The following is a 24,671-nucleotide window of genomic DNA, read 5'->3' as shown; positions in this document are numbered from 1 at the left end:
GAGCGTATGGTCGGCGGCCTGTGCTCGTGGGTCCGACATCCGCAGCCGAGACGCCGTCGCAAGACGCGCCGAGAGGCCGCCACCCGGGCGTAACCGATGCAGCCTGCACCGGCTGCCGAGGTGACCTGTGACCAGTCCGTCTTCTTCGGGGGAAATGACCTCCCCCGCGCTGGAAGCCAAGAATCTGTACAAGGTCTTCGGGCGCAACCCGAAGTCCGTCGTCGAGAAGCTGCGGGCCGGAGCCCAGCGCAACGAGATCGCCGACGCCGGAACCGCCGCCGTCATCGACGCCTCGTTCACCGTGCAGCCGGGTGAGATCTTCGTCATCATGGGCCTCTCAGGCTCGGGCAAGTCGACGCTCATCCGCATGCTCAACGGCCTGCACGACGCCACCGCCGGAACGATCACCGTGAAGGGCGACTCGATCACCGATGTCGCGCCCGCCCGGTTGCGCAGCATCCGTCGCGAGCGCATCGCGATGGTCTTCCAGCACTTCGCCCTGCTGCCGCACCGCACCGTCGCCGCGAACGTGGCCTACCCGCTCGAGCTGCGGGGTGTCGGCAAGGCCGAGCGCCTGGCCAAGGCCGAGGAGATCCTCGCGCTCGTCGGCCTCGAAGGCTGGGGCGACAAGCTGCCCTCGGCCCTCTCCGGCGGAATGCAGCAGCGTGTCGGCATCGCCCGCGCGCTCGCCGCCGACAGCGACATCCTGCTCATGGACGAGGCCTTCAGCGCGCTCGACCCGCTCATCCGACGCGAGATGCAGGAGCAGCTGCTCGAACTGCAGCAGAAGCTGCAGAAGACCATCATCTTCATCACGCACGACCTCAACGAGGCGATGTTCCTCGGCGACCGCATCGCCGTCATGCGCGACGGCCGCATCGTGCAGATCGGCACGCCCGAAGACATCCTGACCGACCCGGCGAACGACTACGTCGAGCAGTTCGTCCAGGACGTCGACCGTGCCCGCGTCCTCACGGCCGCGAACGTCATGGAGCGCCCGCGGCCCGTCGTCGCCGAATCGGCAGGACCCCGCGTTGCCCTCAAGCAGATGCGGGATGCCTTCATGTCGGCGGCCTACGTCGTCGGCCGCGACCGCAAACTCCTCGGTGTCGTCACCGATCGCGACGCGGTCAAGCTGGTCCGTCGCGGCGAGTCGGCGCTCTCATCGGTCATCAAGCCGGCCCCGCAGACCGTCAGCCAGGACGAGGTGCTCATGAACCTCTTCGTCCCGGCCGTCGAGTCGCCGCTGCCGCTCGCCGTCACCGATGCAGACGGACGCCTCGTCGGCGTCATCCCGCGCATCACCCTCCTCGCCGCCCTCGGCCCCGGCCCCGGCGCGACGGAGGAGATCACGATCCCCCTGCAGCCGATGCCGCAGGCCGCGATCGACGAAGTGCTCGCGGAGGCGACCGCCGTCGACGGTGCCGCCCTCCAGAACGGGGAGGTGCGCTGATGGATGGTTTCCGTATTCCGCTCGGCCAGTGGGCCGAGGTCGCGGTCGACTGGATCCGCGACAACGTCTCGTGGCTGCTCGGCGCGATCTCCACCGCCGTCGGCTGGCTCGTCGGCTCGCTCGCCGACCTGCTGCTGAGCGCCCCGATCGTCGTCGTCATCGTCGTCGCCGCGCTGCTCGGCTGGTTCCTGCGGTCGTGGAAGTTCGCGATCGGCACGGCTATCTCGTTCGCGATCATCCTCGGCGTGGGGCAGTGGGTCACGGCGATGCAGACGCTCGCGCTCGTGCTCATCGCGACGATCATCGCCGTCGTCATCGCCGTGCCCCTCGGCATCCTCGCCGCCCGCAGCGACCGCTTCAGCGCGGTCATCAAGCCCGTGCTCGACCTGATGCAGGCGATGCCCGGGTTCGTGTACCTGATCCCCGCGATCGTGTTCTTCAGCATCGGCTTCGTGCCGGGTCTGGTCGCCACCGTGATCTTCGCGCTGCCCCCGGGCGTGCGTCTGACCGAGCTCGGCATCCGCAGCGTCGACTCCGAGACCGTCGAGGCCGGGCACGCGTTCGGTGCGACGCCGGGCCAGATCCTGCGCGGCGTCCAGCTGCCCCTCGCGATGCCGACGATCATGACCGGCGTCAACCAGGTGATCATGCTCGCGCTCTCGATGGCCGTCATCGCCGGAATCGCCGGCGCCCCCGGCCTCGGCAAGGAGATCGTCCAGGCGATGTCGACCGTCAACATCGGCACCGGTGTCGAAGCGGGGCTCAGCGTCGTCATCCTCGCGATCTACCTCGATCGCCTCACGTCCGCTCTCGGCGACATGAAGGGCCAGAAGGGGTCGGTCCTCGGCGCGATCGGTCGTCGTCGCACGGCGGCAGCCGCCGCGACCGCCGCGGAGAAGCGCGAGCTCGCCCCGGCCGCCTGAGCCGCGGCATCCCGAACGTATCCCCCTGCACCACCCATACGGAACGAATGAATCCATACGGAAGGCACACGATGAACAAGCGACACCTCACCGGGATCGTGGCGCTCGGCGCCGCGGCATCCCTCGCCCTCGCCGGATGCGCGAGCGGTAACCAGGCCGAAGGCGGCTCTGGCGAGAACGGCGACAGCAAGGGCACCATCACGCTGGGCTACCTGCCCTCGTGGACCGACGGCCTCAGCACCGCATACCTGCTCGAGAACCAGCTCGAGCAGCTCGGCTACACCGTCGAGATGCAGGAGCTCACCGAGGCGGGGCCGCTCTACGCCGGTCTCGCGCAGGGTGACGTCGACATCTACCCGTCGGCATGGCCCGAACTGACCCACGCCTCGTACATGGAGCGCTACGGCGACCAGATCGACGACCTCGGCGCCTACTACGACAACGCCAAGCTCACGATCGCGGTGCCCGAGTACGTCGACATCACCTCGATCGAAGACCTCGCCGCCAACGCCGACCGCTTCGGCGGCCAGATCTACGGCATCGAGCCGGGCGCGGGCCTCACGAAGCAGACGCAGGAGTCGATGATCCCCGAGTACGGCCTCGACGGCACGTACGAGCTCGTCACCTCGTCGACCGCCGCGATGCTCACCGAGCTCGACACGGCGATCGCCGCGCAGCGCGACATCGTCGTGACGTCGTGGCGTCCGTTCTGGGCCAACGAGCGCTACGGCCTCAAGGACCTCGAAGACCCGCGCGGCGCGATGGGCGACACCGAGGCACTGCACTTCCTCGCGACGTCCGGCTTCGCCGACGAGCACCCCGAGGCGGCCGAGCTGATCGGCAAGATCAAGCTGGACGACGAGCAGTACGCCGCGCTCGAGGACATGGTCGTCAACCAGTATGGCGAGGGCAAGGAAGCCGAGGCGATCACCGCTTGGCTCGAGGAGTACGGCAGCCAGGTCGACGGCCTGCAGACCAGCTGACCCCCTGACGGAGACGAAACCCCCGGGAGCCATCCCGGGGGTTTCGTGCGTCAGGACGCCGTCGGGGGGAGCTGCAGCGCGGCCTTCTCGGCCAGGCGCTCCATCGCGGCATCCGACACCGCGATGAGCCCGTCGAGCTCGGCTCGAACGCGCTCGTACGCCGTCCGGCGCTCGGCGGGCGTGGCAGCTTCGTCCACCGCGACGTTGAGCAGACGCTTGGCCGTGTCGAGTCGACGGCGCTCCGGCTCGCTGAAGGCTCGATCGCGCTGACGGCGGGCATCGCGTTCCGCGACGTCGAACGCGACCTCGGCGTCGGTGAGCGCATCGCGGTAGGCCGTCAGGTCGGCGGCACCGATGCGGACTGACGTCGTCGGCGGTCGTAGGCCGTCGGCGACCTTCTTCGCACGCAGGAAGGCGGCGGTGAGCGGCTGTCGCCCGTCGCTCATGGCCGGGAAGGCGATGAGCTTCGCGACGTCGAGTTCGTACTCGAGCCAGCGGTGCGTCAGGTCGTCATGGGCGTCGAAAAGCTGTTGCAGGCGAGCGCCGGTGCTCAGTTGTTCGTCGTCCGCGGCGACCGGCGTCGCGTCGCCGGCGCGGACCGCGCCCGATCGCATGATGCTCTTCGCTTCGGCCTTCGCTCGGATGATCTCGAGACGGCGCTTATGCCGTCGACGCGCAGACTGCTCGAGAGCCTTCGCCGCGCCGCCGGCGGCGGGTCCGATGATGAAGATCAGCCACCAGTAGCTGCCGGCGAACTCCCACAGCCCGGGCCAGAATCCATCCACCCCGCCATGCTAGCCCTGCGCGGTGGCGTCAGTCGGGCCGGTCGGGACGAGAGGGCCGGTCGGGACGAGACGGCCGGTCGGGACGAGACGGCCGGTCGCGCCGCATCCGGTTCCACATCTCGGTCGAGCGCGTGATCGCGCGCTGCGCATTGTCGAGGAGGTCTTGCGCGACCTCCGCCCAGTCGGGTGAACGGTCGTCGGGCTCGGGAAGCTCGCGCGGCGTGCCCTGCCGGGCGGCGCGCTCAGCGGCATCGAAGGCGTGGGTCGCCCGACGGACCGCCTCGCGGTACGCGCTGTAATCGGCCGGCGCCATGCGCGCATCGCGTGAGGCCGGACGCAGCCACGAGGCCTGCTGGTGCTCGCGGAGGAAGAGATCCATCGGAGGCCAGCGCGCATCGAGCATCATCGGGAACCCGATCGCCTTCGCAGCATCGGTCTCGTAGTCCATCCAGCGAGCCAGGAGCGCGTCGTGCTCGGCCATCAGCCGGGCCAGCGGCATCCGGTCGATCTCCTTGCGCGATGCCGGCATCATCGCGCGCGCCGCCTGCACGCCCGCGCGGCGCGCCTTCAGCTCCGCGACGGCGGCGCGCGCCTGACGCTCCGCGACCTGCAGCCGACGTCGTGCTTCCGGAACCGCGCCCGCCGTCGCGCGAGGGGTCGCCTTCTCGGCCTGTGCGCGCATCAGCTCGGCGCGGGCGACCTTGAGCTGCGCGCGGGCGTGCGTGACGCCCTGCTGTGCGCGGCGGAGGTCGAGCTGCGCGGCATCGAGCTCGAGACGGCGCTGCGAAGGGCGTCTGCGGCGCAGGCCAGCCCAGCCGAGGGCGCCCGCGCTGGCTCCCGCCGGCGCGATCCACCACCATTCGGCCGCGAGCGCGAGGATCGGATCCACTCCTTCAGCCTACGCACCTCGCCGCACCCGCGTCTTCGGGCATACCCGCTCTGCGCGCCCCTGAGCCGTATCAGCCGAAGAGCAGTGCGAAGACGGTCGAGCCGCCGCCCACGACGATCAGCGAGATGATCGCGACCCACGCGGTCACGCGCATGCGACGCGAGCGCCCCCGGGCGAACCCGGCGTACTCGTCGTCTTCGCCCTGCGGCGTCAGGTCACGCCCGCTCATGACACGCTCACGACGTCGGCACCTCGTCGACGATCTCGCCGAAGGCGGCCGGCAGGGTCGCGCGCGACGTGGCACGGATCTCAGCCACGGGCACCGAGAACAGACCCTGGATGTCGAGCACGGACTCGACACCCTCGGCGGCATCCGTCACGCCGATACGGATGACGGGGTAGTTGCGGCCCTCGCAGAGGCCGCGGAACTTCACGTCCTCCTCGCGCGGGACCGAGACGATGACGCGACCGGTCGACTCGCTGAACAGCGCCGTCGCCACGTCGACGCCATCGCGCTCGACGATCTCGCTGAGCCAGACGCGGGCGCCGACACCGAAACGGGTGGTCGCCTCGGCGAGGGCCTGGCCGAGGCCGCCCGTCGACAGATCGTGCGCGGAAGAGACGAGGCCCTGCTGTGAGGCGGCCTGGATGAGGCCGGCCAGACGCTTCTCGGCGGCGAGGTCGACTCTCGGGGGACGCCCGCCGAGGTGGCCGTGGATCGTGTCGGCCCAGGCCGAGCCGTCGAGCTCCTCGGCGGTCGTGCCGAGCAGGTAGATGTTCTCGCCGGCATCCTGCCAGCCCGACGGGATGCGGCGGGCGACGTCGTCGACGATGCCGAGCACACCCACGACGGGAGTCGGGAAGATCGGCTGGTCGCCGGTCTGGTTGTAGAACGACACGTTGCCGCCGGTGACCGGCACGCCGAGCTCGAGGCAGGCGTCGGAGAGTCCGTCGACGGCCTGGCCGAACTGCCACATGACCTCGGGGTTCTCGGGGCTGCCGAAGTTGAGGCAGTCGGTCACCGCGGTCGGGGTGGCGCCCGTGACGGCGACGTTGCGGTACGCCTCGGCGAGGGCCAGCTGCGCGCCCGCGTACGGGTCGAGCTGGCAGTAGCGCCCGTTGCAGTCGGTCGCGATCGCGAAGCCCAGGCCCGACTCCTCGTCGACGCGGATCATTCCGGCGTCGTCGGGGAAGCTGAGCGCGGTGTTGCCGAGCACGTAATAGTCGTACTGGTTCGTGATCCACGACGTGTCGGCGAGGTTCGGGCTCGCCACGAGCTGCAGGAACTGCTCGCGCAGGGCGCCGCCGTCGGTGGCGCGGGGGAGGGATGCCGCCGAGTCGGCCTGCAGCCCGTCGATCCAGGTCGGGTAGGCGACCGGCCGGTCGTAGACCGGGCCGTCGACCGCGACGGTCGAGGGGTCGACGTCGACGATCTGCTCGCCGTGCCAGAAGATCTGCAGGCGGCCGTCGCCGGTCACCTCGCCGAGCACGCTCGTCTCGACATCCCACTTGCCGACCACGGCGAGGAAGGCGTCGAGCTTCTCGGGGGCGACGATCGCCATCATCCGCTCCTGGCTCTCGCTCATGAGGATCTCCTCGGGCGTGAGCGAGGGGTCGCGCAGCAGCACGTTCTCGAGGTCGACCCGCATGCCCGATCCGCCGTTGGCGGCGAGCTCGCTCGTGGCGCACGAGATGCCGGCGGCGCCGAGGTCTTGGATGGCCTCGACGAGCTCGCCCGCGTACAGCTCGAGGCAGCACTCGATGAGCACCTTCTCGGCGAACGGGTCGCCGACCTGCACCGCGGGGCGCTTGGTCGGCCCGCCGTCGGCGAAGGTGTCGGAGGCGAGGATCGATGCGCCGCCGATGCCGTCGCCGCCCGTGCGGGCGCCGAACAGCACGACCTTGTTGCCCGCGCCGGTGGCGTTGGCGAGCTTGATGTCCTCGTGGCGCATGACGCCCACCGCGAGGGCGTTCACGAGCGGGTTGCCCTGGTAGACCGAGTCGAAGACCGTCTCGCCGCCGATGTTCGGCAGGCCCAGGCAGTTGCCGTAGAACGAGATGCCGCTGACGACGCCGTGCACCACGCGCGCGGTGTCGGGGTGGTCGATGGCGCCGAAGCGCAGCTGGTCCATGACGGCGACGGGCCGCGCGCCCATCGAGATGATGTCGCGGACGATGCCGCCGACGCCGGTCGCGGCGCCCTGGAACGGCTCGATGTAGCTCGGGTGGTTGTGCGACTCGACCTTGAAGGTCACCGCCCAGCCCTCGCCGACGTCGACGACGCCCGCGTTCTGGCCCATGCCCACCATGAGGCGGGTCTTCATCTCGTCGGAGACCTTCTGGCCGAAGCGGCGCAGGTAGTTCTTGCTCGACTTGTAGGAGCAGTGCTCGCTCCACATGACCGAGTACATCGCCAGCTCACCCGAGGTGGGGCGGCGGCCGAGGATCTCGCGGATCTTGGCGTACTCGTCGGGCTTGAGGCCCAGGGCTCCGTAGGGCTGCTCACGCTCCGGAGTAGCGGTGGCGTTCTCGACGGTATCTGCGACAGGGGTGCTCACGCGGCTGGACTCCAGGACTCGGGATGCCGGACGCGATCAGTCTAGTTGGCGCGCAGAACCGTCGAGTCGCCAGAAAACGCGGATGCGGGAGGTCCGGCATCCGCGCTTTGCGGCGACTCGACGGCTCGGGCCGGTGTGTCAGGGGGTGTTGTACGCGCCGAAGAGGCCCGTGCCGTGCTCGACGAGCGCGTCGTATGCCTCGCCGTACGTCGCGGGCAGGGTGCTGCCGGGGTCGAAGCGCGACGTCAGCAGCCCGAGCAGTCCTCGCGCCGGCGGGGTGAGCGGCCGCTTGTGGTGCTTCTCGTCGGGGGCCTTCGCCGCCCCCTTCTCGGGGTTCGGCGGGGCATAGAGCGACTGCGGCTGCGGCCAGGTGTAGGGCTGACGCGGCGTCGTGAGGTTGACCGCGTTGAAGATCGGGTTCGCGGTCTCGTCGCGGACGTTGAGCGGCCGCAGCCCGTGCAGACGACACAGCGTGTTGATCACCGAGCCGTGGTGCATCTCGTCGTGGATCACGGTTCCGGCCGCGGTGTACGCGCTCACCACGATGGCCGGCACCCGCAGACCGAGGCGGTCGAAGGCGAACCCCATCTCGCCGGGGCCGCTCGCGTCGGGCGGTGGCGCGGCCGGTGGGGCGACGTGGTCGAAGGTGCCGCCGTGCTCGTCGAAGGTGATGACGAGCGCGGTGTTCATCGCGTTCGAACCGGATGCCGACGCGCTCGTGCGGATCGCGTCGTACACGTCCTGCGCGAGCTTGTCGCCGGCGCGCACGTCGCTGTCGGCGCTGTTGGTGATGCGGATGCGGCTGCCGTCGGGCAGCTCGAGCTCGCCCTCGCGGGTCGCGCCCCACGGCGGGTGCATGTCGTTGTGGTTGAACACCATGCGCGGCTCGATGAAGGCGTAGTCGGGCAGCTCGCCGTTCGCGGCATCCTCGTAGAACTGCTCCATGACGCGGAAATTGGTCTTCCAGTACCGCTCGAGCACGGGCGCGTGGAGCATGCCGGTCAGCGACACGAGCTGCGTCGCGTCGTAGTAGACACGCCACGACAGGCCGGCGTCTTCGAGGCGGTTGAAGATCGTCGGCGCCGCGGGCGCGTCGATCCACTTGTCGTAGTTGTCGCCGGTGTGGTTGACGACGTAGCCGTGCGAGGTGGAGGCATGGAAGAAGCTGCGGTTGCAGAAGGTCTGCGACGGCACCCCGGCGAACCAGCGGTCGTAGACGGCGAACTCGCGGGCGAGCGTCGAGATCACCGGCAGCATCTCGGGCGAGAAGCCGCCCATGGCCGTCGTGTACTCGTCGACGGTGGGCTCGCGCTTCTTCGCGAGGCGGTAGTTGACGATGTAGTCGTGCACGAACCCGTCGTTGCGCGGCGCGCTCCCCGCGGCGGGCGCGTTGTACGGCGGCTGCAGCCCATTGCGGGCGATGTCGGCGTTGGCGGGCGGGTCGATCGTCCCGAACAGCTGCGTGTTGACGTGCGGGTAGGTCTCGCCCGGGTCGGGCTGCGGCTGCTGCATGATGTGGTCGGTCGCGCCCGTGTAGACGTGCGCGGGCACGACCGTGCCGTCGGGAGCGGTGTTGGCGTAGTCGCCCTGCAGGATGCCGTCGAAGTCGGCCGCACTCTTCTCGTCGGCCGTGTAGAGGTGGCCGAGGAGGTTGTCGAAGCTGCGGTTCTCGAACATGAGCACCACGACGTGGTCGAAGCCGGCGACGTTCCGCGCGGCGAGGGGCGCGAACTCGGGCGGATGGGCGGTCATCGCCGCCGTCACCGCGGCACCGGCCGAGCCCCCGACCGCAAGGCCCGCAGCCCCGAGGCCCGCACGGCGGAGGAAGTCGCGACGCGACGGTCGGCGGCTCGCCCAAGAGGCGTCGGTCTCGTTGCGATCGGCGTCGGTCACGCTGCTCCCCTCGCTCGGCGCTCGGCGATCAGGCTACTCTCACACCCATGGATGACGGCCTGCGTTTCGATCGGGGTGCCCGCTACGGGGCGGCGATCGTCGCGGCGACGTTCGCGACGTACCTCGCCGTCGCGTCGGACTTCTCGGCGATCGTGCAGGCCGAGATCTACGCCGGCGCCATCACGAACGACATGCCGTACGTCGACACGTTCCAGTTCGTTCTCGTCGTCGCGACCCTCGTCGCTGCGTTCGCGCTGCTGCCCACCTCGCCGATGCGTCGCGTCGGCGGGGTGACGCTCGCCTGCGTCGCCCTCTTCCTGTGGGCGACGTTCGGGCTGCTGCGCGGAGCCGGTCACCTCGCGCACCTCGACCCGCTGTGGGCGGTCGTGCTCAACCAGGGGTTCATCGCGCTGCTCGCCGGCGTGGGCGGCTGGGTGGTCGCGCGGGGGCGGCATCCGTTGTCATGGGTCGTCATGGTCGTCGCGCTGGTGCCGCCGATCGTCGGTCCGCGGTTGGTCGAGGCGAACGTCACGAGCGGCGGCTACGCGTTGGCGATGCAGGGCATCGTGATCGTCGGCGGGCTCGCCGCGGCGTGGGGCGCGGCCGGCATCGACTGGTGGGTGCGCCGGCGGCTCAGTGGTCGGGATGCAGCGACGGGTCGGCAGCCACGCTCCGCCACGACACGAATCGAACCGTGAGCCCGGCGCGCGTCGGCGCGCAGCAGAACGGTCCGGCAGCGACCTCCGCCGCCGGGTCGAGCGGCGTCACCCGGACGAGGCGCCAGTCCTCGTCGTCGACGCGGGCTCTGATCGTGACGGCGTCGCCCGACCGGCTCGCGCGCACCGTGACGACTCGGCCCGCCCAATCGGTGACGGGGCAGAGCGACCAGTCCGACATCCCGCGGGTCACGACCGCGCCCAAGCTGTCGGTGCCGTCGCTGTGCTCGACGCCGGCTTTGATCCACGTCTCGTCGTCGACGCGGAGGAAGACGCCCGCCTGATCGAACTGCGCCGAGAAGTCGAGCACGAACGCGACCTCGACCGCGGTGCCCTGTGCCATCGGCGCGAGCAGGGCGTGCTCGTCGTCGTGCACGAACCCGTACGACGTCACGCGCCAGGCATCGCTTCCCTCGTGCGCCGTGACGAGCAGGTCGTGGCCGTCGAGCGTCGCGGCGGCGGGCTCGTTGGTCCACGATCCGGCGGACCAGGCGATGTCGGTCATGGGGTTCCTCTCGGGTCAGTCGCGCAGCTGGGCCAGCAGCGCGGCGTGATCGGTCGTGCCGGCGAGCTCGACGATGCGCCCTCCCGCCACCCGCAGGAACCCGAACTCCGCCACATTGACGTGGCGGCGGGTGGGTCGGATGCCGCGGAACGGGCCGGTGTGCGTGCCGCTCGCGCGCACGTGCGCGGCGATGCGGTCGTCCTCGACGACGAGCTGGATGCGGCGCACCTGCCAGTCAGGGAAGGCGTCGAGCACCTCGACGACGTCGGCCATCCACGCGTCGGCGCCGGCCGGCAGGTGCGCTCGCCGGACCTCTGGGTCGATGAAGGAGCGGATGGCGTCGAGGTCGTGGCGGTTGCAGGCCTCGAGGTACTCGGCGTACCAGGCGTGCATCTCCCACGGTTCCATCCGCCCATTATCGGCGGTGCGGTGTCAGCTGCCCGCGCGACGATCAGGCAGGGGTGATTCGTCCGCCGCGACGACCTCGACCTTGAAGCCCGCCGCGTTCTCGAGCCAGCCGGCGTAGTGCTGGGGGCCGCCGGCGTGCGGGTAACGCTCCTGGTACAGCGGCATCCAACCTGCGGACGGGGCGTCGGCCACGATCGCGTCGACCTCGGCGGGGGAGCCGCCGCGGAAGGCCAGGTGGTTCAGGCCCGGGCGCCGACGGTCGTGCTCGATGCCGACCGTGTTCGGGGAGGTGGTGAGCGTCAAGTACGCCCCGCCCGCGGCCCACGACTCGCCCTGCGGCCACGTGCTCTCGAGGTCGAAGCCGACCCGCCGAAGCAACCAGCCCCATTCCCGGCGGGCGGACTCGATGTCGCTGACCCAGAGCTCGACATGATGGAAACCTGCCATGGCTCCCAGTCTCGTGCAGCAGCTCGGCATCCTTCTCCGGCGGTGGCTATGCTGCGGCGGGAGTGTCCGACCGTCCCCGGTGTGAAAGGTGTCCCATGACCGGCCCGAGAGATGTGACCGATCAGCCGGCTGGTTCCGTCAGCGATTGGGGGTCGTATCGGCTCAACCTCACCGGTCCCGACAGTCATGTCCTCACGATCCAACCCGGACGAGGAGACCTCTCGCTCGGGCCCGCCGACGGGAAGCCGGTCGACCTGCAGATCGGGCCGGACGACGCGATCGACTGGTCGGCGTTCGATCCCTTCGCGACACCTGCAGGTTCTCCGTGGCCCAGACACATCGTCTATCGCGGTAACGACGCCGGCTTCTTCGCCTGGGCGCGGCGGCGCCCGATCGAGAACTTCTCGTGGACGCCCGAGTTCGCCGACGACCGCGACGTGGATGCCGCGGGTTCCGACATCCACAGCCTGTTCCTCCGTCTGGGCGCGCTGCGCGGATCGTTGCGTCTGACGATGCCGGCGGTCTACCACCTCAGCGTCGCGGGCGACCTCGCCCGGCTGCGGACGGACGGGGCGCTTCCGCGATCGCTCTCGCTGCTGCCGGCGCTCGGCCGCGCGACGGGGGAGCCGGTCGTCGTCCCCGACCTGGGTCCGTTACGAGACGTCGAGTCGGTGACGCTGTCGGGCGCTCCGCTCGGTCGTCCGATCTCGCTGACGGCGCTCCGGCAGTTCACCCGGATCGAGAGCCTGTCGCTGCACGGGAGCTTCACCGACTGGGAAGCGCTGGGCGAGCTCGACGCGCTCCGCGGTCTCGAGATCCGCTTCGTGCCGAACCTCGACGGGATGCCGTCGCTCGACACGTGGCCGTCGCTCGAGCGGCTCATCGCATTCAACGTCGACGAGGCGGGCGGAAAGGTCCTCCGCTCGCAGATGCGTGCGCGCGCGAAGACGCGACCGTGGGACGACTACGCATCGGTCGTGAAGCTGCGAAAGCCCGAGTGGTGGCAGCAGGAGTACGGCCGCCCGTTCGCGGGCTGGGACGCCCGACGAGCGAAGATCGCCAATGCCGCCTACGACGCCGCGCTCGCGTCGCTCGCCGCGTCGCAGGACCTCGGCGAGGCTCGCGCCGCGATCGTCGCCTTCGTCGAACGCTTCAACAGTGTGCCCGGCATCGAGACGACCGAACGCGAGGACGTCGGCGACGCGGTGCTGCAGCTGCAGACCCAGGCGCGTCCCATCGCGCTGGGCGTCACCGCGGAGGACGCGCTGAGCTGGTTCGACGAGACGCGAGACTTCTGACGGAGGCGGGTGCGACTTCGGGAGGAGCGTCCGACCTTCGGATGATCTCGTGCCGGAGCGGGCGAATCCGCTGCGAGCGAGCCGCGCCGGTGGCATAGCCTCGCCCCATGACACCCCTCGTTTCGCGGTTCCTCGCGCCGATCACCGGGCTCCTCGCGCTCGCGCTCTGGCTCGCGGTGGCGGGGCTGGATCGCCTCGACGTCGTACTCGTGCGCGACGACACCTTCGCGACATCCGTTTACGGCCTCGCGGTCATGGTCGGCTTCGCTGCCGCCATGGCGCTGGCCGGCGTTCGTCCGACCTGGTCCGCGGTGCTGCTGGTTACCCTGCTCATCGTGCAGCTGTTGTTCTGGCCGGCTCGCTTCAGTCAGGTGAGCTGGGTCGGCTATGCGCTGCTGCTGCCGCTGCCCGCATTCCTCTCGCGGAGCACCCCTCCCGAGCGCCGTCGCCTCGTGCTGGCGTGGGTCCTCGTATGCGCGGTCGCTGTCGGTGCGTTGTTGACCGTTCCCGCGCTCTCGATCTCCGGCCGGTGGGGCACCGTCAGTGGCAAGGACCTCGCCGGAGGTCTCGACGCCATCGCGCTCTGTACGACGCTCAGCGTTATGGGCGCGTGGCTCGGGTGGCGTCTGGGGCGGCCGCGCCTGACGCCTGCGGACCGCCGCCCCACTGCGAAGCGCCCGGCCGACGAAGCTGCGACGGCGTCCCTCCCGCTCTCGCACCGTGAGCGCGAGGTGTTCGATCTCGTCGCCCGGGGCCGGTCCAATGCGGAGGTAGCTGCCAACGCCTTCATCAGCGAGGCGACGGTGAAGTCGCATGTCGGCAGCATCCTGAAGAAGCTCGGACTGTCGTCACGGAGCGAGCTCATCGCGTTCGCGTGGTCCAACCGCTTTCTCGAACCTGCCGTCGGCGCTGACCGCTCAGGCTCCGACTGACGCGGCCGCTTACAGCTCCGCAGTCATCTGCACGCGAGGGCCGAGGGCGTCGAGGCCCATGCGGTTCTCGGTCTCGACGAGCATCAGCTCGAAGCCCGAACGAGGCTCGGTGACGGCGAAGCCGAGGCGCGCGTAGAACGGGGCATTCCAGGGCACGTCGGCGAACGTGCGCAGCGACATCCGGTCGTGCCCGCGGTCGCGGGCGTACGCCATCGCCGCCTCGACGAGCTTGCGGCCGTACCCGCGGCGGCCGTGCGCGGGCGACATCGACAATTGTTCGAGGTGGGCATGACCATCGAGCTCGAGCACATGGACGAATCCGGCGATCACGCTCTCGCCGGCCTCCTCGCCCTCACCGCCAGAGACATCCGCGACGAGCAGGAAGCCCGATTCCGCGGCGCGCTCCGCACCGGTCGGGGCGGGCCACCAGGTCGGCGGGTCGAGCAGGTCGCGCAGCAGCGCGTCGGCATCGTTCTCGATCTGCTCGAGGAGGCTCAGCTCGTCAGGTCTGGGCGGGCGGATGTCGAGGGGCACGGCCCGATCGTACCCAGCAGCATTCAGTCGACGATGAGCCGGTAGCCCATGCCCGACTCCGTGATGAGGTGCTCGGGGCGGGCCGGGTCGGCCTCGAGCTTCTTGCGCAGCTGCGAGACGTAGAGCCGCAGGTAGCCGGTGTCGTTGACCTGCTCGGTGCCCCACAGCTCCTTCAGCAGATCCTGCCGGGTCACGAGCGCTCCCGGGCTGCGCGCGAGGAAGTCGAGCATCCGCCACTCGGTCGGAGTGAGGTGCACGCGCTCGCCGCCGCGGGTGACGGTCTTGGCGGCCCGGTCGATCTCGACATCCGCGAACCGCACGACGGCGACGGATGCGGCACCGCCGGCCCGCCGGGTCAGCGCGCGCAGTCTCGCGAGCAGCTCGTCGATCTGGAAGGGCTTGGTGACGTAGTCGTCGGCCCCCGCGTCGAGCGCCGCGACCTTGTCGGCCGACCCCGTGCGCCCCGACACGACGATGATGGGCACGGCGCTCCACCCCCGCACGGCCTCGATCACTGCGACGCCGTCGAGGCGCGGCATCCCGAGATCGAGCACGATCACGTCGGGGTGCTCGGATGCCGCGGCGGCGATCGCGGCGGCGCCGTCGCCCGCCGAGACGACGTCGTACCCGTGCGCGGCGAGCGTGATGCGCAGCGCCCGCACGAGCTGCGGGTCGTCGTCGGCGAGGAGGACCTTCACGCCTCGATCCTGCCCTCTTGCGCGGCCGACGACGCCAGCGGCAGCTCGATCACCATTGTCAGGCCGCCCCCGGGAGTCTGCTCGGGCATCAGCTGACCCTGCATCCCCTCGGTGAAACCCCGCGACAGCGCGAGCCCCAGCCCGAGCCCGGTCGTGTTGTCGGTGTCGCCGAGTCGCTGGAAGGGAGCGAACACATCGCCGTGACGTTCGAGCGGGATGCCGGGACCGTGGTCGATCACGCGGATCTGCGCCCGCCCGCCCAGCGAGCTCGTGCTGATGCGCACCGGCGTGTCTGCCGGTGAGTGACGGTGCGCGTTCGCCAGCACGTTCACGATCACCCGCTGCAGCAGAACGGGATCGGCGCGCACGGGCTCGATCGCCTCGTCGAGGGCCAGCTCGACGGCAGCCGGGCCCAGGTCGAGCTCGTCGACGGCGGCGAGCACGGCGTCGGCGGTGTCGACGGGCCGCAGCGCGACGGCGAGGGCACCGGCCTCGATGCGGCTGACGTCGAGCAGATCGGTGACGAGCGAGGTCAGGGTGCCCAGGCTCTCGTCGGCGGTGGCGAGGAGCTCGTCGCGGTCGGATTCGTCGAGCGCCGGGCCCGCCGCCCGGAGCCCGCCGAGGGCCGCGACGGCGGCGGCGAGGGGACGCCTCAGGTCGTGGCTCGCCGCCGAGAGGAGGGCGCTGCGCACCCGGTCGGTCTCCGCCAGCACCGAGGCCGAGCTCGCGGCCCGCTGCAGGTCGGCCTGCTCGAGGGCGGCGGCGAGCTGCGCGACGACGACATCCAGCAGCCGGCGTTCCGAGCCGTCGAGCTGCTCCGACTCGCTGCCGTGCAGCTCGAGCACGGCCTCGCGTCCGACGTTGACGCGCAGGTGGCGGTCGTCACGCACGGGCTCGCCGTCGGCGGCGATCACGGTTCCGTCCGCGGCGATCAGGCGGGCTCCCGACATCCCGAACGCCTCGCGCGCCCGGGCGACGAGCGCGGGGATCGAGCCGTCGCCGCGCAGGACGCTGCCCGCGACCGCGGCGAGCAGCTCGGCCTCGGCGGCGGCGCGTCGTGCGGCGCGGGTGCCCCGGGCAGCCCGGTCGACGATCACGCTCACGAGCAGGGCGATCACGACGTAGAGCGCGAGCGCCCAGGTGTGCAGAGGGTCGGCGACCGTCACCGTGTAGAGGGGTGCGACGAAGAAAAAATCGAGCGTCACGCCCGACATCACCGCCGCGAAGACGGCGGGCCACAGGCCGCCCACGAGCGCGACCACCACGACCAGCAGCTGATACGCCAGCACGTCGCTCGTGATCGACTCGGGACTCCGCAGTGCGACGAGCAGCCAGGTCAGCAGCGGGCCGCCGATCAGTGCCACGACGAATCCGAGCATCCGGCGGCGCACACTCAGCGCGCCACCGGCCACGCGGGGCAGCGTGAAGCGACCGCCGGCGGCGGCGTGGGTCACGACGTGCACGTCGATGTCGCCCGATTCGCGGATCACGGTGGCACCGATGCCCGGGCCGCTGAGGGCCGCCGCGAGCCGGCCGCGACGGCTCACGCCGACGACGAGCTGCGACGCGTTGACCGACCGGGCGAACTCGACGAGGGCGGCGGGGATGTCGTCACCGACCACCTGGTGGTAGCTGCCGCCGAGCGATTCGACGAGCGCTCGCTGCGCGGCGAGGGCCGCCGGGTCGGCGGTGCGCAGGCCGTCCTGGCCCGACACGTGAACGGCCAGCAGCTCGCCGCCGGCCGAGCGGTCGACGATACGCGCGCCGCGCCGGATCAGCGTCTCGCCCTCGGGTCCGCCGGTCAGTGCCACGACGACGCGCTCGCGCGCCTGCCAGGTGCCCCGGATGCCGTGCTCGGCGCGGTAGTCCTGCAGGGCGCTGTCGACCTCGTCGGCCAGCCACAGCAGCGCGAGCTCGCGCAGGGCGGTGAGGTTTCCCAGCCGGAAGTAGTTCGACAGGGCGGCGTCGATCCGCTCGGCGGGGTAGACGAGGCCGGCGGCCAGTCGGTCGCGGAGCGACGGCGGTGCGAGATCGACGAGCTCGATCGGGTCGGCCGAGCGCACGACGGCATCGGGCACGGTCTCGCGCTGCGCGACCCCGGTGATCTGCTCGACGACGTCGCCGAGCGACTCGATGTGCTGGACGTTCACCGTCGTGATGACGTCGATACCGGCATCCCGCAGCTCCTCGACATCCTGCCAGCGCTTCTCGTTGCGCGACCCGCCGACGTTGGTGTGGGCGAGCTCGTCGACGAGCGCGACGCGCGGAGCTCGGGCGAGGACGGCCTCGAGGTCCATCTCGTCGAGGGTGACGCCGCGGTGCTCGAGGCGCCGCCGCGGAACGATCGGCAGGCCCGCGGCCATCGCCGCTGTCGCGGCCCGGCCGTGGGTCTCGACGATCGCGACGACGACGTCGACCCCGGCATCCTGCAGCCGGCGCCCCTCCTCGAGCATCTCGTAGGTCTTGCCGACGCCCGGCGCCGCGCCCAGCAGCACCCGCAGTCGTCCCCGCTTCACGGCATCACCCTAGTTCTCCCGGGTCCGGATCGCCCGGCGCCCTCGCACCCTCGAGCCGCGATGCAAGGGATCGGGCGCGACACCCCGGCGAACGGCATCCCGCTTCGGCGCGGCGCCCCGCATCCCTTGCATCGGCGCCCGCCCGCCCTCGGGATCGGATGCCGTCACCGTGCGACACCGTCCAGCGCCAGGTTCAGTTCGACGACATTCACTCGCGGCTCGCCCAGGAACCCCAGGTCGCGGGCCGTCGTGTGCGCGGCGACGAGGTCGCGCACCTCCGCCGCCGAGAGCCCGCGCTCGGCCGCGACCCGTGCGACCTGCAGCTCGGCGTATGCCGGCGAGATGTGCGGGTCGAGGCCCGAGGCCGACGCGGTGACGGCATCCGCGGGGACGTCGGCGACGTCGACGCCCTCGCGGTCGGCGATCGTCGCCCGCCGCTCCTCGACCGCGGCGACGAGGTCGGCGTTGTTCGGGCCGAGGTTCGATCCGCTCGACGCCGCCGCGTCGTAGCCGTCGCCGGCCGCCGAGGGGCGTGGCTGGAAGTACTGCGGCAGCGCCTCGCCGTCGGCATCCGCGAACGACTGGCCGATGAGCGACGAGCCGACGACCTGGCCCTCGGTTTCGCGCAGCAGCGACCCGTTCGCCTGCGCCGGCAGCGCGAGACCGATCAGCGAGATGAGCAGGGTGTACCCGACTCCGAGCACGAGGGTGAGAACGATCATCGCGCGGACGGCGACGGCGGAGGTGCGCAGCGAGGCGCGAGCGGTGGACATGACAGGTCTCCAGACGGGGCTCAGAAGCCCGGGATGAGGCTGACGACGAGGTCGATCAGCTTGATGCCGACGAACGGTGCGATGACGCCGCCGAGCCCGTACACGACGAGATTGCGGCTCAGGATCGACGAGGCGCTCGCCGCGCGGTAGGCCACTCCCCGCAGCGCGAGCGGGATGAGCACGATGATGACGATCGCGTTGAAGACGATCGCGCTCGTGACGGCGGATGCCGGCGACGACAGCTGCATGATGTTGAGTGCGGCGAGTCCCGGGAACACCCCCATGAACATCGCGGGGATGATCGCGAAGTACTTGGCGATGTCGTTCGCGAGCGAGAACGTCGTGAGCGCCCCGCGCGTGATGAGCAGCTGCTTTCCGATGCGGACGATGTCGATGAGCTTGGTCGGATCCGAGTCGAGGTCGACCATGTTGCCGGCCTCCTTCGCCGCCGACGTGCCCGTGTTCATCGCCACGCCGACGTCGGCCTGCGCCAGAGCCGGAGCGTCGTTCGTGCCGTCACCGGTCATCGCGACGAGGTGGCCGCCCTCCTGCTCCTTGCGGATCAGGGCGAGCTTGTCTTCGGGTGTCGCCTCGGCGAGGAAGTCGTCGACACCCGCCTCTCTCGCGATCGCGGCAGCGGTCAGCGGGTTGTCGCCCGTGATCATGACGGTGCGGATGCCCATCGAGCGCAGCTCCTCGAAGCGGTCGCGCAGCCCGTCCTTGACGACATCCTTCAGGTGGATGACGCCGAGCAGGGTTCCGGTTCCCGACGCGTCGAGGGTCGCGACGGCCAGCGGTGTGCCGCCGGACTGCGCGATCGCGTCGGCGTGGTGCAGCAGCTCTGCGCGGGCCTCGGTTGAGACCGGTCGCGCCGACGCGTCGAGCCAGGCGAGCACCGACCCCGACGCGCCCTTGCGCACCTGCGTGCCGTCGGGCAGGTCGACGCCGCTCATGCGCGTTTGTGCCGTGAAGGCCACCGCGACGGCGTCGCGAGGGAGCTCGGCGACGACATGCTGCGAGGCCGCGAGCTCGACGACCGAGGTGCCCTCGGGCGTCGGGTCGGATAGCGACGAGAGGGATGCCGCGCGGGCGAGGTCGGTCGCGTCGACGCCGGTCATCGCGACGAACTCCGACGCGCGCCGGTTGCCGTAGGTGATCGTGCCGGTCTTGTCGAGCAGCAGGGTCGTCACATCGCCGGCCGCCTCGACGGCACGACCCGACATCGCCAGGACGTTCCGCTGCACGAGGCGGTCCATGCCCGCGATGCCGATGGCCGACAGCAGCGCGCCGATCGTGGTGGGGATCAGGCAGACCAGCAGTGCGACGAGCACCGGGATGCTGACGGGGGAGGCGCTGTACGACGCGATCGGATTCATCGCCAGCACGACCACGACGAAGACGATCGACAGGCTCGCGAGCAGGATGTTGAGGGCGATCTCGTTTGGTGTGCGCTGCCGCGCAGCGCCCTCGACGAGGGCGATCATGCGGTCGACGAACGTCTCGCCGGGCTTCGACGTGATCCTCACGACGATGCGGTCGGAGAGCACCCGGGTGCCGCCCGTGACGGCGCTGCGGTCGCCGCCGGACTCCCGGACGACGGGAGCAGACTCGCCCGTGATCGCCGATTCGTCGACCGTTGCGATCCCGTCGACGATGTCTCCGTCGCCCGGGATGAGCTCGCCCGCTTCGACGAGGACGACATCTGCGAGCCGGAGGTCGGCCGAGGGCACTTCCTCGGTCGCGGCGCCGCGGGCTGCGGCATCCGTCCGCTCGTCGTACGAGACGACCCGGCGCGCGGTCGTGGTCGTCCGCGTCTTGCGCAGCGCCTGTGCCTGCGCCTTGCCGCGGCCCTCGGCGACCGACTCCGCCACGTTCGCGAAGAACACCGTGAGCCACAGCCAGACCGCGATGCCCCACGTGAACCCGGCCGGAACCGCCGTGCCGCCCGAGGTCTCGGGGCCGCCGAGGAACGGCTCCGCGATCGCGATCGCCGTGGTGAGGGCCGCGCCGATCCAGACGAGGAACATCACGGGGTTCCGCCATTGCGCGGCGGGGTTGAGCTTGCGGAGGGCGCCGGGGAGGGCGGCGCCGACCTGCGCGAGGCTGAAGGCGCTGCGCCGGCGCGGTGCCGGACTGGCGTCCGGGTCCGCAGACGACGGGCCGGATGAGGGCCGGGTTTCGGTCAGAGGGGCAGACATCAGGAGAGTCCTTCGGCGAGGGGGCCCAGGGTGAGGACCGGGAAGTAGGTGAGCGCGGTGATGATGACGACGACGCCGGCGAGCAGGCCCGCGAACTGCAGACGGTGCGTCGGCAGGGTGCCGGCGCTCGACGGCACGGTGTCTTGAGCGGCGAGCGATCCGGCGAGGGCGAGCACGAGCACGATCGGGATGAACCGGCCGAGCAGCATCGCGACGCCGAGCGCCGTGTTGAGCCACGGGGTGTTGGCGGTGAGGCCGGCGAAGGCAGACCCGTTGTTGTTCGCCGCAGAGGTGAACGCGTAGAGGACTTCGCTCAGGCCGTGGACGCCCGGGTTCCAGATCGAGGTGCCCTCGACGTCGGCGCGGACGGCCGGGATGGCGAAGCTCAGCGCGGTGCCGGCGAGCACGAGCGTCGGCGTCACGAGGATGTACAGACTCGCGAGCTTGATCTCGCGGGGCCCGATCTTCTTGCCGAGGTATTCGGGCGTGCGTCCGATCAGCAGGCCGCCGACGAACACCGCGAGGATCGCGAGCACCAGCATCCCGTACAGCCCCGAACCGACGCCGCCGGGCGCGATCTCGCCGAGCATCATGTTGAGCATCGGCATCATGCCGCCGAGTGGCGTGAAGCTGTCGTGCATCGCGTTGACCGCGCCGGTCGAGGTGAGCGTGGAAGCGCCGCCGAACAGGGCCGACGCGGCGACGCCGAACCGGGTCTCCTTGCCCTCCATCGCGGCGCCCGCGAGCTGGGCCGCGGCGCCGCCGCCGGACGCCTCGGCCCACGAGCCGAGGGCGATCGAGGTGAGGAAGATCCCGCCCATGACCGCGACGATCGCGTAGCCCTGGCGATCGTCGCCGACGATCCGGCCGAAGGCGCGAGGCATGGCGAACGGGATGACGAGGAGCAGCAGGATCTCGAACAGGTTGGTCCACGGCGTCGGGTTCTCGAACGGGTGGGCGGAGTTCGCGTTGAAGAACCCGCCGCCGTTCGTGCCGAGCAGCTTGATGGCCTCCTGGCTCGCGACCGGCCCGCCGGGGATCGACTGCGCTCCGCCGGCGACGGTCTGCACGTCGGTGAATCCGGCGAAGTTCTGGATGACGCCGCCCGCGAGCAGCACGACGGCCGCGACGATCGCCATCGGGAGGAGGATGCGGCCGAGCCCGCGCACGAGGTCGACCCAGAAGTTGCCGATCGTGCCGGAGCGGCGGTAGGCGAAGCCACGGACGAGGGCGATGGCGACGGCGATCCCGACCGCCGCCGAGACGAAGTTCTGCACGGCGAGACCCGCGAACTGCACGGTGTAGCCGAGCGTCGCCTCGGGCGAGTACGACTGCCAGTTGGTGTTGGACACGAACGAGATGGCGGTGTTGAACGCGAGGTGCTCGCTCGGCGCGGGCAGGCCGAGGCTGAACGGCAGAAGCGGCTGGATCCGCTGTAGCCCGTATACGACCACGACGCCGACCAGGGAGAACAGCAGCACGCCCCGGGCGTAGGCCTGCCAGGTCTGCTCGGTGCGCGGGTCGACGCCGATCAGGCGGTAGACGCCCCGTTCGACGGCGAGGTCGCGCGGCGATGTGTAGACGTGGGCGATGTAGTCGCCGACGGGCCGGTACAGCAGGACGAGGATGAGGACGAGGGTCGCGATCTGCAGCGACGCGAACCCGATCTGCGCGGCATCCACGTCAGAACCGTTCGGGCCGCACGAGGGCGACGACGAGGTAGACGATGGCGGCGACGGCCAGCACCGCCGCGAGGAGCGAGAAGACCATCACAGCTTCTCGACCCCCCGGGCGATGAGGCCGGCGACGGAGAAGAGCGCGAGGATCGCGGCGAGATAGATGAGGTCGAGCACGAGATCCGATGCAACACCCCGCCGGATGCCACACCCGCTGTCCTCACGGAATCCATACGGCCTCGCGCCCGCTCCTCACGCCGCCCTCACGGTCGTGCGGGATTCCAGGGATCAGGGCGCGAGGGGCGAGGACTCGTCGTCGATGACCCCGATGCCGACGGCGTGGTGGCTCGGCTCCTCGTCCTTCTTCTCGGGAGCCTTGGGCTCTTCGCCCGGCTCCTTCGCGACGCTGGGCTCTTCGAGCTCCTCCGTCGAAGGCGTCTCGTCGGGTGCGTGCTCGGCGCCCTCGTCGGCGTGCTCAGCCTCGTTGTCGTGGTGATCGGTCATGTCGTACTCCCTTCCGCCCCCAGCGTGCGCCGATCCGGCCGTCGATGTCACCGGCTTGACGTAGGGTCGCGGGATGGACCCGGAAGCGCGACTGCACGAGCGTAAGCGCGAGCTCACCGTGCAGCTCGACCGGCTGGATGCCGACGACGACAGCCTCCGTCACGACCGTGCCGACGCGACAGCCGATGACGAGCACGACCCCGAGGGCTCGACGCTGTCGGGGGAGTGGCAGCGGGTCGAGGCCCTGCGCCGCGCGGCGCGGGCCGAGCTCGCCGAGGTCGAAGCCTCGCTCGCCCGCGTCGCCGCCGGAACATACGGGGTGTGCGCGAGCTGCGGCCGCGACATCCCGGTCGAGCGCCTCGAGGTCCGGCCCCACGCGACGATGTGCGTCGCGTGCGCTTCGCGCTAGCCGCGCGGGTAGGTGCCCGCGCCGCCCGCGTCCGAGCGAACTTCGGAGAATCACGCGAGATTCGGACGGATGCGGCATCCTGGTCCGACTTTCGCGCCGATCTCCGAAGTTCGTTCCGCCGAGGGCATTGACACCGACCGACCCGAGCCCTAACGTACAACCAAATGGTTGCACGAAACGAACCCCGGCCGAGTGAGCGGAGCGAGCTGAGCGATGACGACATCGACCGCCTCTTCCACGCGCTCGCGACGGCGACGCGTCGCGACATCCTCCGCCGGACGATCGAGCACGAGCAGTCGGTGTCGGCGCTCGCGGCCGACTACGACATGTCGTTCGCCGCGGTGCAGAAGCACGTCGGCGTGCTCGAGACCGCCGGCCTCATCGTCAAGCGAGCCGAGGGGCGCGAGCGGCTCGTGCGCGCCGACCCCGCCATGATCGCCCGCGCCCGTGCGCTCCTCGCCCGCTACGAAGACCTCTGGCGGGCCCGCGTCGACCGCCTCGACGCGCTGCTCGCCGAGCCCGAAGACTGACCCCCGCAAACCCACAGAACCGCACCACACCGCACGCGCACCATCTGTTCGAAGGAGAATCCGATGCCCGTCACCGACATCACCACCGATGCCGACAACCTCACGATGACGCTCGTGGCGGATGTCGCCGCGCCCGTCGACCGCCTCTGGCGCGCGTTCACGCAGCCCGCGCAGCTCGAGCGCTTCTGGGGCCCTCCCGGCTGGCCCGCGACGTTCACGCGGTTCGACTTCACCCCGGGCGGACGCGCGCAGTACGCCATGTCGAGCCCACAGGGCGAGAAGTCTCGGGGCACCTGGGAGTTCATCGCCATCGACGAGGGCCGCAGCTTCGAGGTCCTCGACGCCTTCGCCGATGAGAACGGCGAGCCGATGGAGCAGTTCCCGGCGATGCGGATGGTGTTCTCCTTCGATGCGACCGACACGGGCTCGCGGCTGACGAACGTCACCTACTTCACCTCGGCCGAGGGCCTCGAGCAGGTCATCGCCATGGGCGCGATCGAGGGCTCGCGCCTCGCGATGGGACAGCTCGACGCTGTCGTGCAAGACCTCCGCGCTTTCGCGCAGGGCCAGGGCACCCGCGTCGAGCTGCTCGACGACACCCACGTGCGCATCACGCGCTTCATCGACGGTCCGCGCGAGCTCGTGTGGCGTGCGCATCACGAGACCGAGCTGCTGAAGAAGTGGATGCTGGGTCCCGACGGCTGGACCATGACGGTCGCCGAACCCGCCACGGATGTCGGCAGCACCTACCGCTACGCGTGGGAGCAGGACGGCGCTCCCGAGACGGCGTTCGGATTCGAGGGCGAACTGCTGCAGCTCGACGCGCCCCGGCGCGAGGTCACGACCGAGCGGATGTCGGGAGCCGACGGCCCCGGCACGATCAACGATCTGCAGCTGTACGAAGAAGACGGCGCCACCCTCCTCACGCTCCTCGTCGAGTACCCCGACAAGGAGACGCGCGACATGATTCTCGCTACCGGCATGGCCGACGGCATGGAGGACTCGTACGCCCGTCTCGAGACGGAGGTACTGACAAAATGATG

At 70.7% G+C, this 24,671-nt stretch carries 25 protein-coding genes; 9 read left to right on the top strand and 16 right to left on the bottom strand.

What is annotated here, in order from left to right; all coding sequences use genetic code 11:
• Positions 1-154: 154 nt before the first annotated feature.
• From DEU36_RS08905 to DEU36_RS08895, 3 genes are all read left to right on the top strand, one after another.
• On the top strand, positions 155-1,453 hold the full coding sequence (locus DEU36_RS08905) for a glycine betaine/L-proline ABC transporter ATP-binding protein (RefSeq protein ID WP_120263835.1): 1,299 nt from the start codon (positions 155-157) through the stop codon (positions 1,451-1,453).
• Positions 1,453-2,376, top strand: coding sequence for a proline/glycine betaine ABC transporter permease (locus DEU36_RS08900; protein WP_120263834.1), 924 nt, complete (start codon positions 1,453-1,455; stop codon positions 2,374-2,376). Before DEU36_RS08905 ends, DEU36_RS08900 begins: the two co-directional genes overlap by 1 nt.
• Before the next feature lie 71 nt (positions 2,377-2,447).
• Positions 2,448-3,359, top strand: coding sequence for a glycine betaine ABC transporter substrate-binding protein (locus tag DEU36_RS08895; RefSeq protein ID WP_120263833.1), 912 nt, complete (start codon positions 2,448-2,450; stop codon positions 3,357-3,359).
• A 50-nt stretch (positions 3,360-3,409) separates the two neighbouring features.
• Here DEU36_RS08895 and DEU36_RS08890 read toward each other — a convergent pair whose 3' ends face one another.
• The 5 genes from DEU36_RS08890 to DEU36_RS08875 all read right to left on the bottom strand — a co-directional run bounded on the left by DEU36_RS08890 (position 3,410) and on the right by DEU36_RS08875 (position 9,484).
• Positions 3,410-4,144 carry a hypothetical protein gene (locus tag DEU36_RS08890; protein WP_259455290.1) on the bottom strand — a complete coding sequence of 245 codons (735 nt, stop codon included), beginning with the start codon at positions 4,142-4,144 and terminating at the stop codon, positions 3,410-3,412.
• 28 nt (positions 4,145-4,172) lie between these two features.
• Positions 4,173-5,033, bottom strand: coding sequence for a hypothetical protein (locus DEU36_RS08885; RefSeq protein WP_120263832.1), 861 nt, complete (start codon positions 5,031-5,033; stop codon positions 4,173-4,175).
• A 70-nt stretch (positions 5,034-5,103) separates the two neighbouring features.
• On the bottom strand, positions 5,104-5,262 hold the full coding sequence (locus DEU36_RS16105; RefSeq protein ID WP_183045387.1) for a hypothetical protein: 159 nt from the start codon (positions 5,260-5,262) through the stop codon (positions 5,104-5,106).
• A 7-nt stretch (positions 5,263-5,269) separates the two neighbouring features.
• On the bottom strand, positions 5,270-7,591 hold the full coding sequence (gene purL, locus DEU36_RS08880) for a phosphoribosylformylglycinamidine synthase subunit PurL (RefSeq protein WP_259455289.1): 2,322 nt from the start codon (positions 7,589-7,591) through the stop codon (positions 5,270-5,272).
• 138 nt (positions 7,592-7,729) lie between these two features.
• Positions 7,730-9,484, bottom strand: coding sequence for an alkaline phosphatase family protein (locus tag DEU36_RS08875; protein WP_259455288.1), 1,755 nt, complete (start codon positions 9,482-9,484; stop codon positions 7,730-7,732).
• Between the two features lie 47 nt (positions 9,485-9,531).
• Between DEU36_RS08875 and DEU36_RS08870 the strand changes: the two genes are divergently transcribed.
• Entirely contained in the window at positions 9,532-10,182 is a 651-nt protein-coding gene (locus tag DEU36_RS08870) for a hypothetical protein (protein WP_120263830.1), read from the top strand.
• Here DEU36_RS08870 and DEU36_RS08865 read toward each other — a convergent pair.
• Genes DEU36_RS08865 through DEU36_RS08855 form a run of 3 tightly spaced genes read right to left on the bottom strand, consistent with a single transcriptional unit; the run spans position 10,118 to position 11,560 of the window.
• Positions 10,118-10,705 (bottom strand): DUF1349 domain-containing protein, encoded by a 588-nt coding sequence (locus DEU36_RS08865; RefSeq protein ID WP_120263829.1) that lies wholly within the window; start codon positions 10,703-10,705, stop codon positions 10,118-10,120. The two genes, DEU36_RS08870 and DEU36_RS08865, sit on opposite strands and share 65 nt — an antisense overlap.
• 15 nt (positions 10,706-10,720) lie before the next feature.
• The gene (locus DEU36_RS08860; RefSeq protein WP_120263828.1) at positions 10,721-11,113 is read right to left on the bottom strand and encodes an ester cyclase; all 393 of its coding nucleotides are present in this window, start codon (positions 11,111-11,113) and stop codon (positions 10,721-10,723) included.
• Positions 11,114-11,137: 24 nt separating this feature from the next.
• Positions 11,138-11,560 carry a VOC family protein gene (locus DEU36_RS08855; protein ID WP_120263827.1) on the bottom strand — a complete coding sequence of 141 codons (423 nt, stop codon included), beginning with the start codon at positions 11,558-11,560 and terminating at the stop codon, positions 11,138-11,140.
• A gap of 95 nt (positions 11,561-11,655) precedes the next feature.
• On the opposite strand from DEU36_RS08855, the gene DEU36_RS08850 reads away from it, so the two are divergent.
• On the top strand, positions 11,656-12,858 hold the full coding sequence (locus DEU36_RS08850; protein ID WP_120263826.1) for a hypothetical protein: 1,203 nt from the start codon (positions 11,656-11,658) through the stop codon (positions 12,856-12,858).
• Between the two features lie 107 nt (positions 12,859-12,965).
• Complete coding sequence (locus tag DEU36_RS08845) at positions 12,966-13,790, top strand: helix-turn-helix transcriptional regulator (RefSeq protein ID WP_259455287.1); 825 nt, start codon at positions 12,966-12,968, stop codon at positions 13,788-13,790.
• 9 nt (positions 13,791-13,799) lie between these two features.
• Here the strand turns inward: DEU36_RS08845 and DEU36_RS08840 are convergent, their stop codons facing one another.
• From DEU36_RS08840 to DEU36_RS08805, 8 genes are all read right to left on the bottom strand, one after another.
• Positions 13,800-14,324, bottom strand: coding sequence for a GNAT family N-acetyltransferase (locus DEU36_RS08840; RefSeq protein WP_120263825.1), 525 nt, complete (start codon positions 14,322-14,324; stop codon positions 13,800-13,802).
• 23 nt (positions 14,325-14,347) lie between these two features.
• Positions 14,348-15,022 carry a response regulator gene (locus DEU36_RS08835; RefSeq protein WP_120263824.1) on the bottom strand — a complete coding sequence of 225 codons (675 nt, stop codon included), beginning with the start codon at positions 15,020-15,022 and terminating at the stop codon, positions 14,348-14,350.
• Positions 15,019-17,538: a DUF4118 domain-containing protein gene (locus DEU36_RS08830; protein ID WP_120263823.1), complete on the bottom strand. Its 2,520-nt coding sequence runs from the start codon at positions 17,536-17,538 to the stop codon at positions 15,019-15,021. Before DEU36_RS08830 ends, DEU36_RS08835 begins: the two co-directional genes overlap by 4 nt.
• A 164-nt stretch (positions 17,539-17,702) precedes the next feature.
• The gene (gene kdpC, locus DEU36_RS08825; protein ID WP_120263822.1) at positions 17,703-18,311 is read right to left on the bottom strand and encodes a potassium-transporting ATPase subunit KdpC; all 609 of its coding nucleotides are present in this window, start codon (positions 18,309-18,311) and stop codon (positions 17,703-17,705) included.
• A gap of 20 nt (positions 18,312-18,331) precedes the next feature.
• Entirely contained in the window at positions 18,332-20,509 is a 2,178-nt protein-coding gene (kdpB, locus tag DEU36_RS08820) for a potassium-transporting ATPase subunit KdpB (protein ID WP_120263821.1), read from the bottom strand.
• Positions 20,509-22,191 carry a potassium-transporting ATPase subunit KdpA gene (gene kdpA / locus DEU36_RS08815; RefSeq protein WP_120263820.1) on the bottom strand — a complete coding sequence of 561 codons (1,683 nt, stop codon included), beginning with the start codon at positions 22,189-22,191 and terminating at the stop codon, positions 20,509-20,511. The genes kdpB and kdpA overlap by 1 nt, the downstream gene beginning before the upstream one ends.
• A gap of 1 nt (position 22,192) precedes the next feature.
• Positions 22,193-22,279 carry a K(+)-transporting ATPase subunit F gene (gene kdpF, locus DEU36_RS08810; RefSeq protein WP_064955215.1) on the bottom strand — a complete coding sequence of 29 codons (87 nt, stop codon included), beginning with the start codon at positions 22,277-22,279 and terminating at the stop codon, positions 22,193-22,195.
• A 194-nt stretch (positions 22,280-22,473) separates the two neighbouring features.
• Positions 22,474-22,689: a hypothetical protein gene (locus DEU36_RS08805; RefSeq protein ID WP_120263819.1), complete on the bottom strand. Its 216-nt coding sequence runs from the start codon at positions 22,687-22,689 to the stop codon at positions 22,474-22,476.
• A gap of 73 nt (positions 22,690-22,762) precedes the next feature.
• Between DEU36_RS08805 and DEU36_RS08800 the strand changes: the two genes are divergently transcribed.
• The 3 genes from DEU36_RS08800 to DEU36_RS08790 all read left to right on the top strand — a co-directional run bounded on the left by DEU36_RS08800 (position 22,763) and on the right by DEU36_RS08790 (position 24,669).
• A complete protein-coding gene (locus DEU36_RS08800; RefSeq protein ID WP_103841693.1) occupies positions 22,763-23,098 on the top strand; it encodes a TraR/DksA C4-type zinc finger protein in 336 nt (111 codons plus the stop codon).
• Positions 23,099-23,262: 164 nt separating this feature from the next.
• Positions 23,263-23,628 (top strand): helix-turn-helix transcriptional regulator, encoded by a 366-nt coding sequence (locus DEU36_RS08795; RefSeq protein WP_120263818.1) that lies wholly within the window; start codon positions 23,263-23,265, stop codon positions 23,626-23,628.
• 63 nt (positions 23,629-23,691) lie between these two features.
• Positions 23,692-24,669, top strand: coding sequence for an SRPBCC family protein (locus tag DEU36_RS08790; RefSeq protein ID WP_120263817.1), 978 nt, complete (start codon positions 23,692-23,694; stop codon positions 24,667-24,669).
• Positions 24,670-24,671: the final 2 nt, after the last annotated feature.

This window comes from Microbacterium sp. AG238 (assembly GCF_003610405.1).
Lineage (GTDB): Bacteria > Actinomycetota > Actinomycetes > Actinomycetales > Microbacteriaceae > Microbacterium.
The sequence above is the reverse complement of the archived record's forward strand: the minus strand, read 5'-3'. Positions and strand labels throughout refer to the sequence as shown.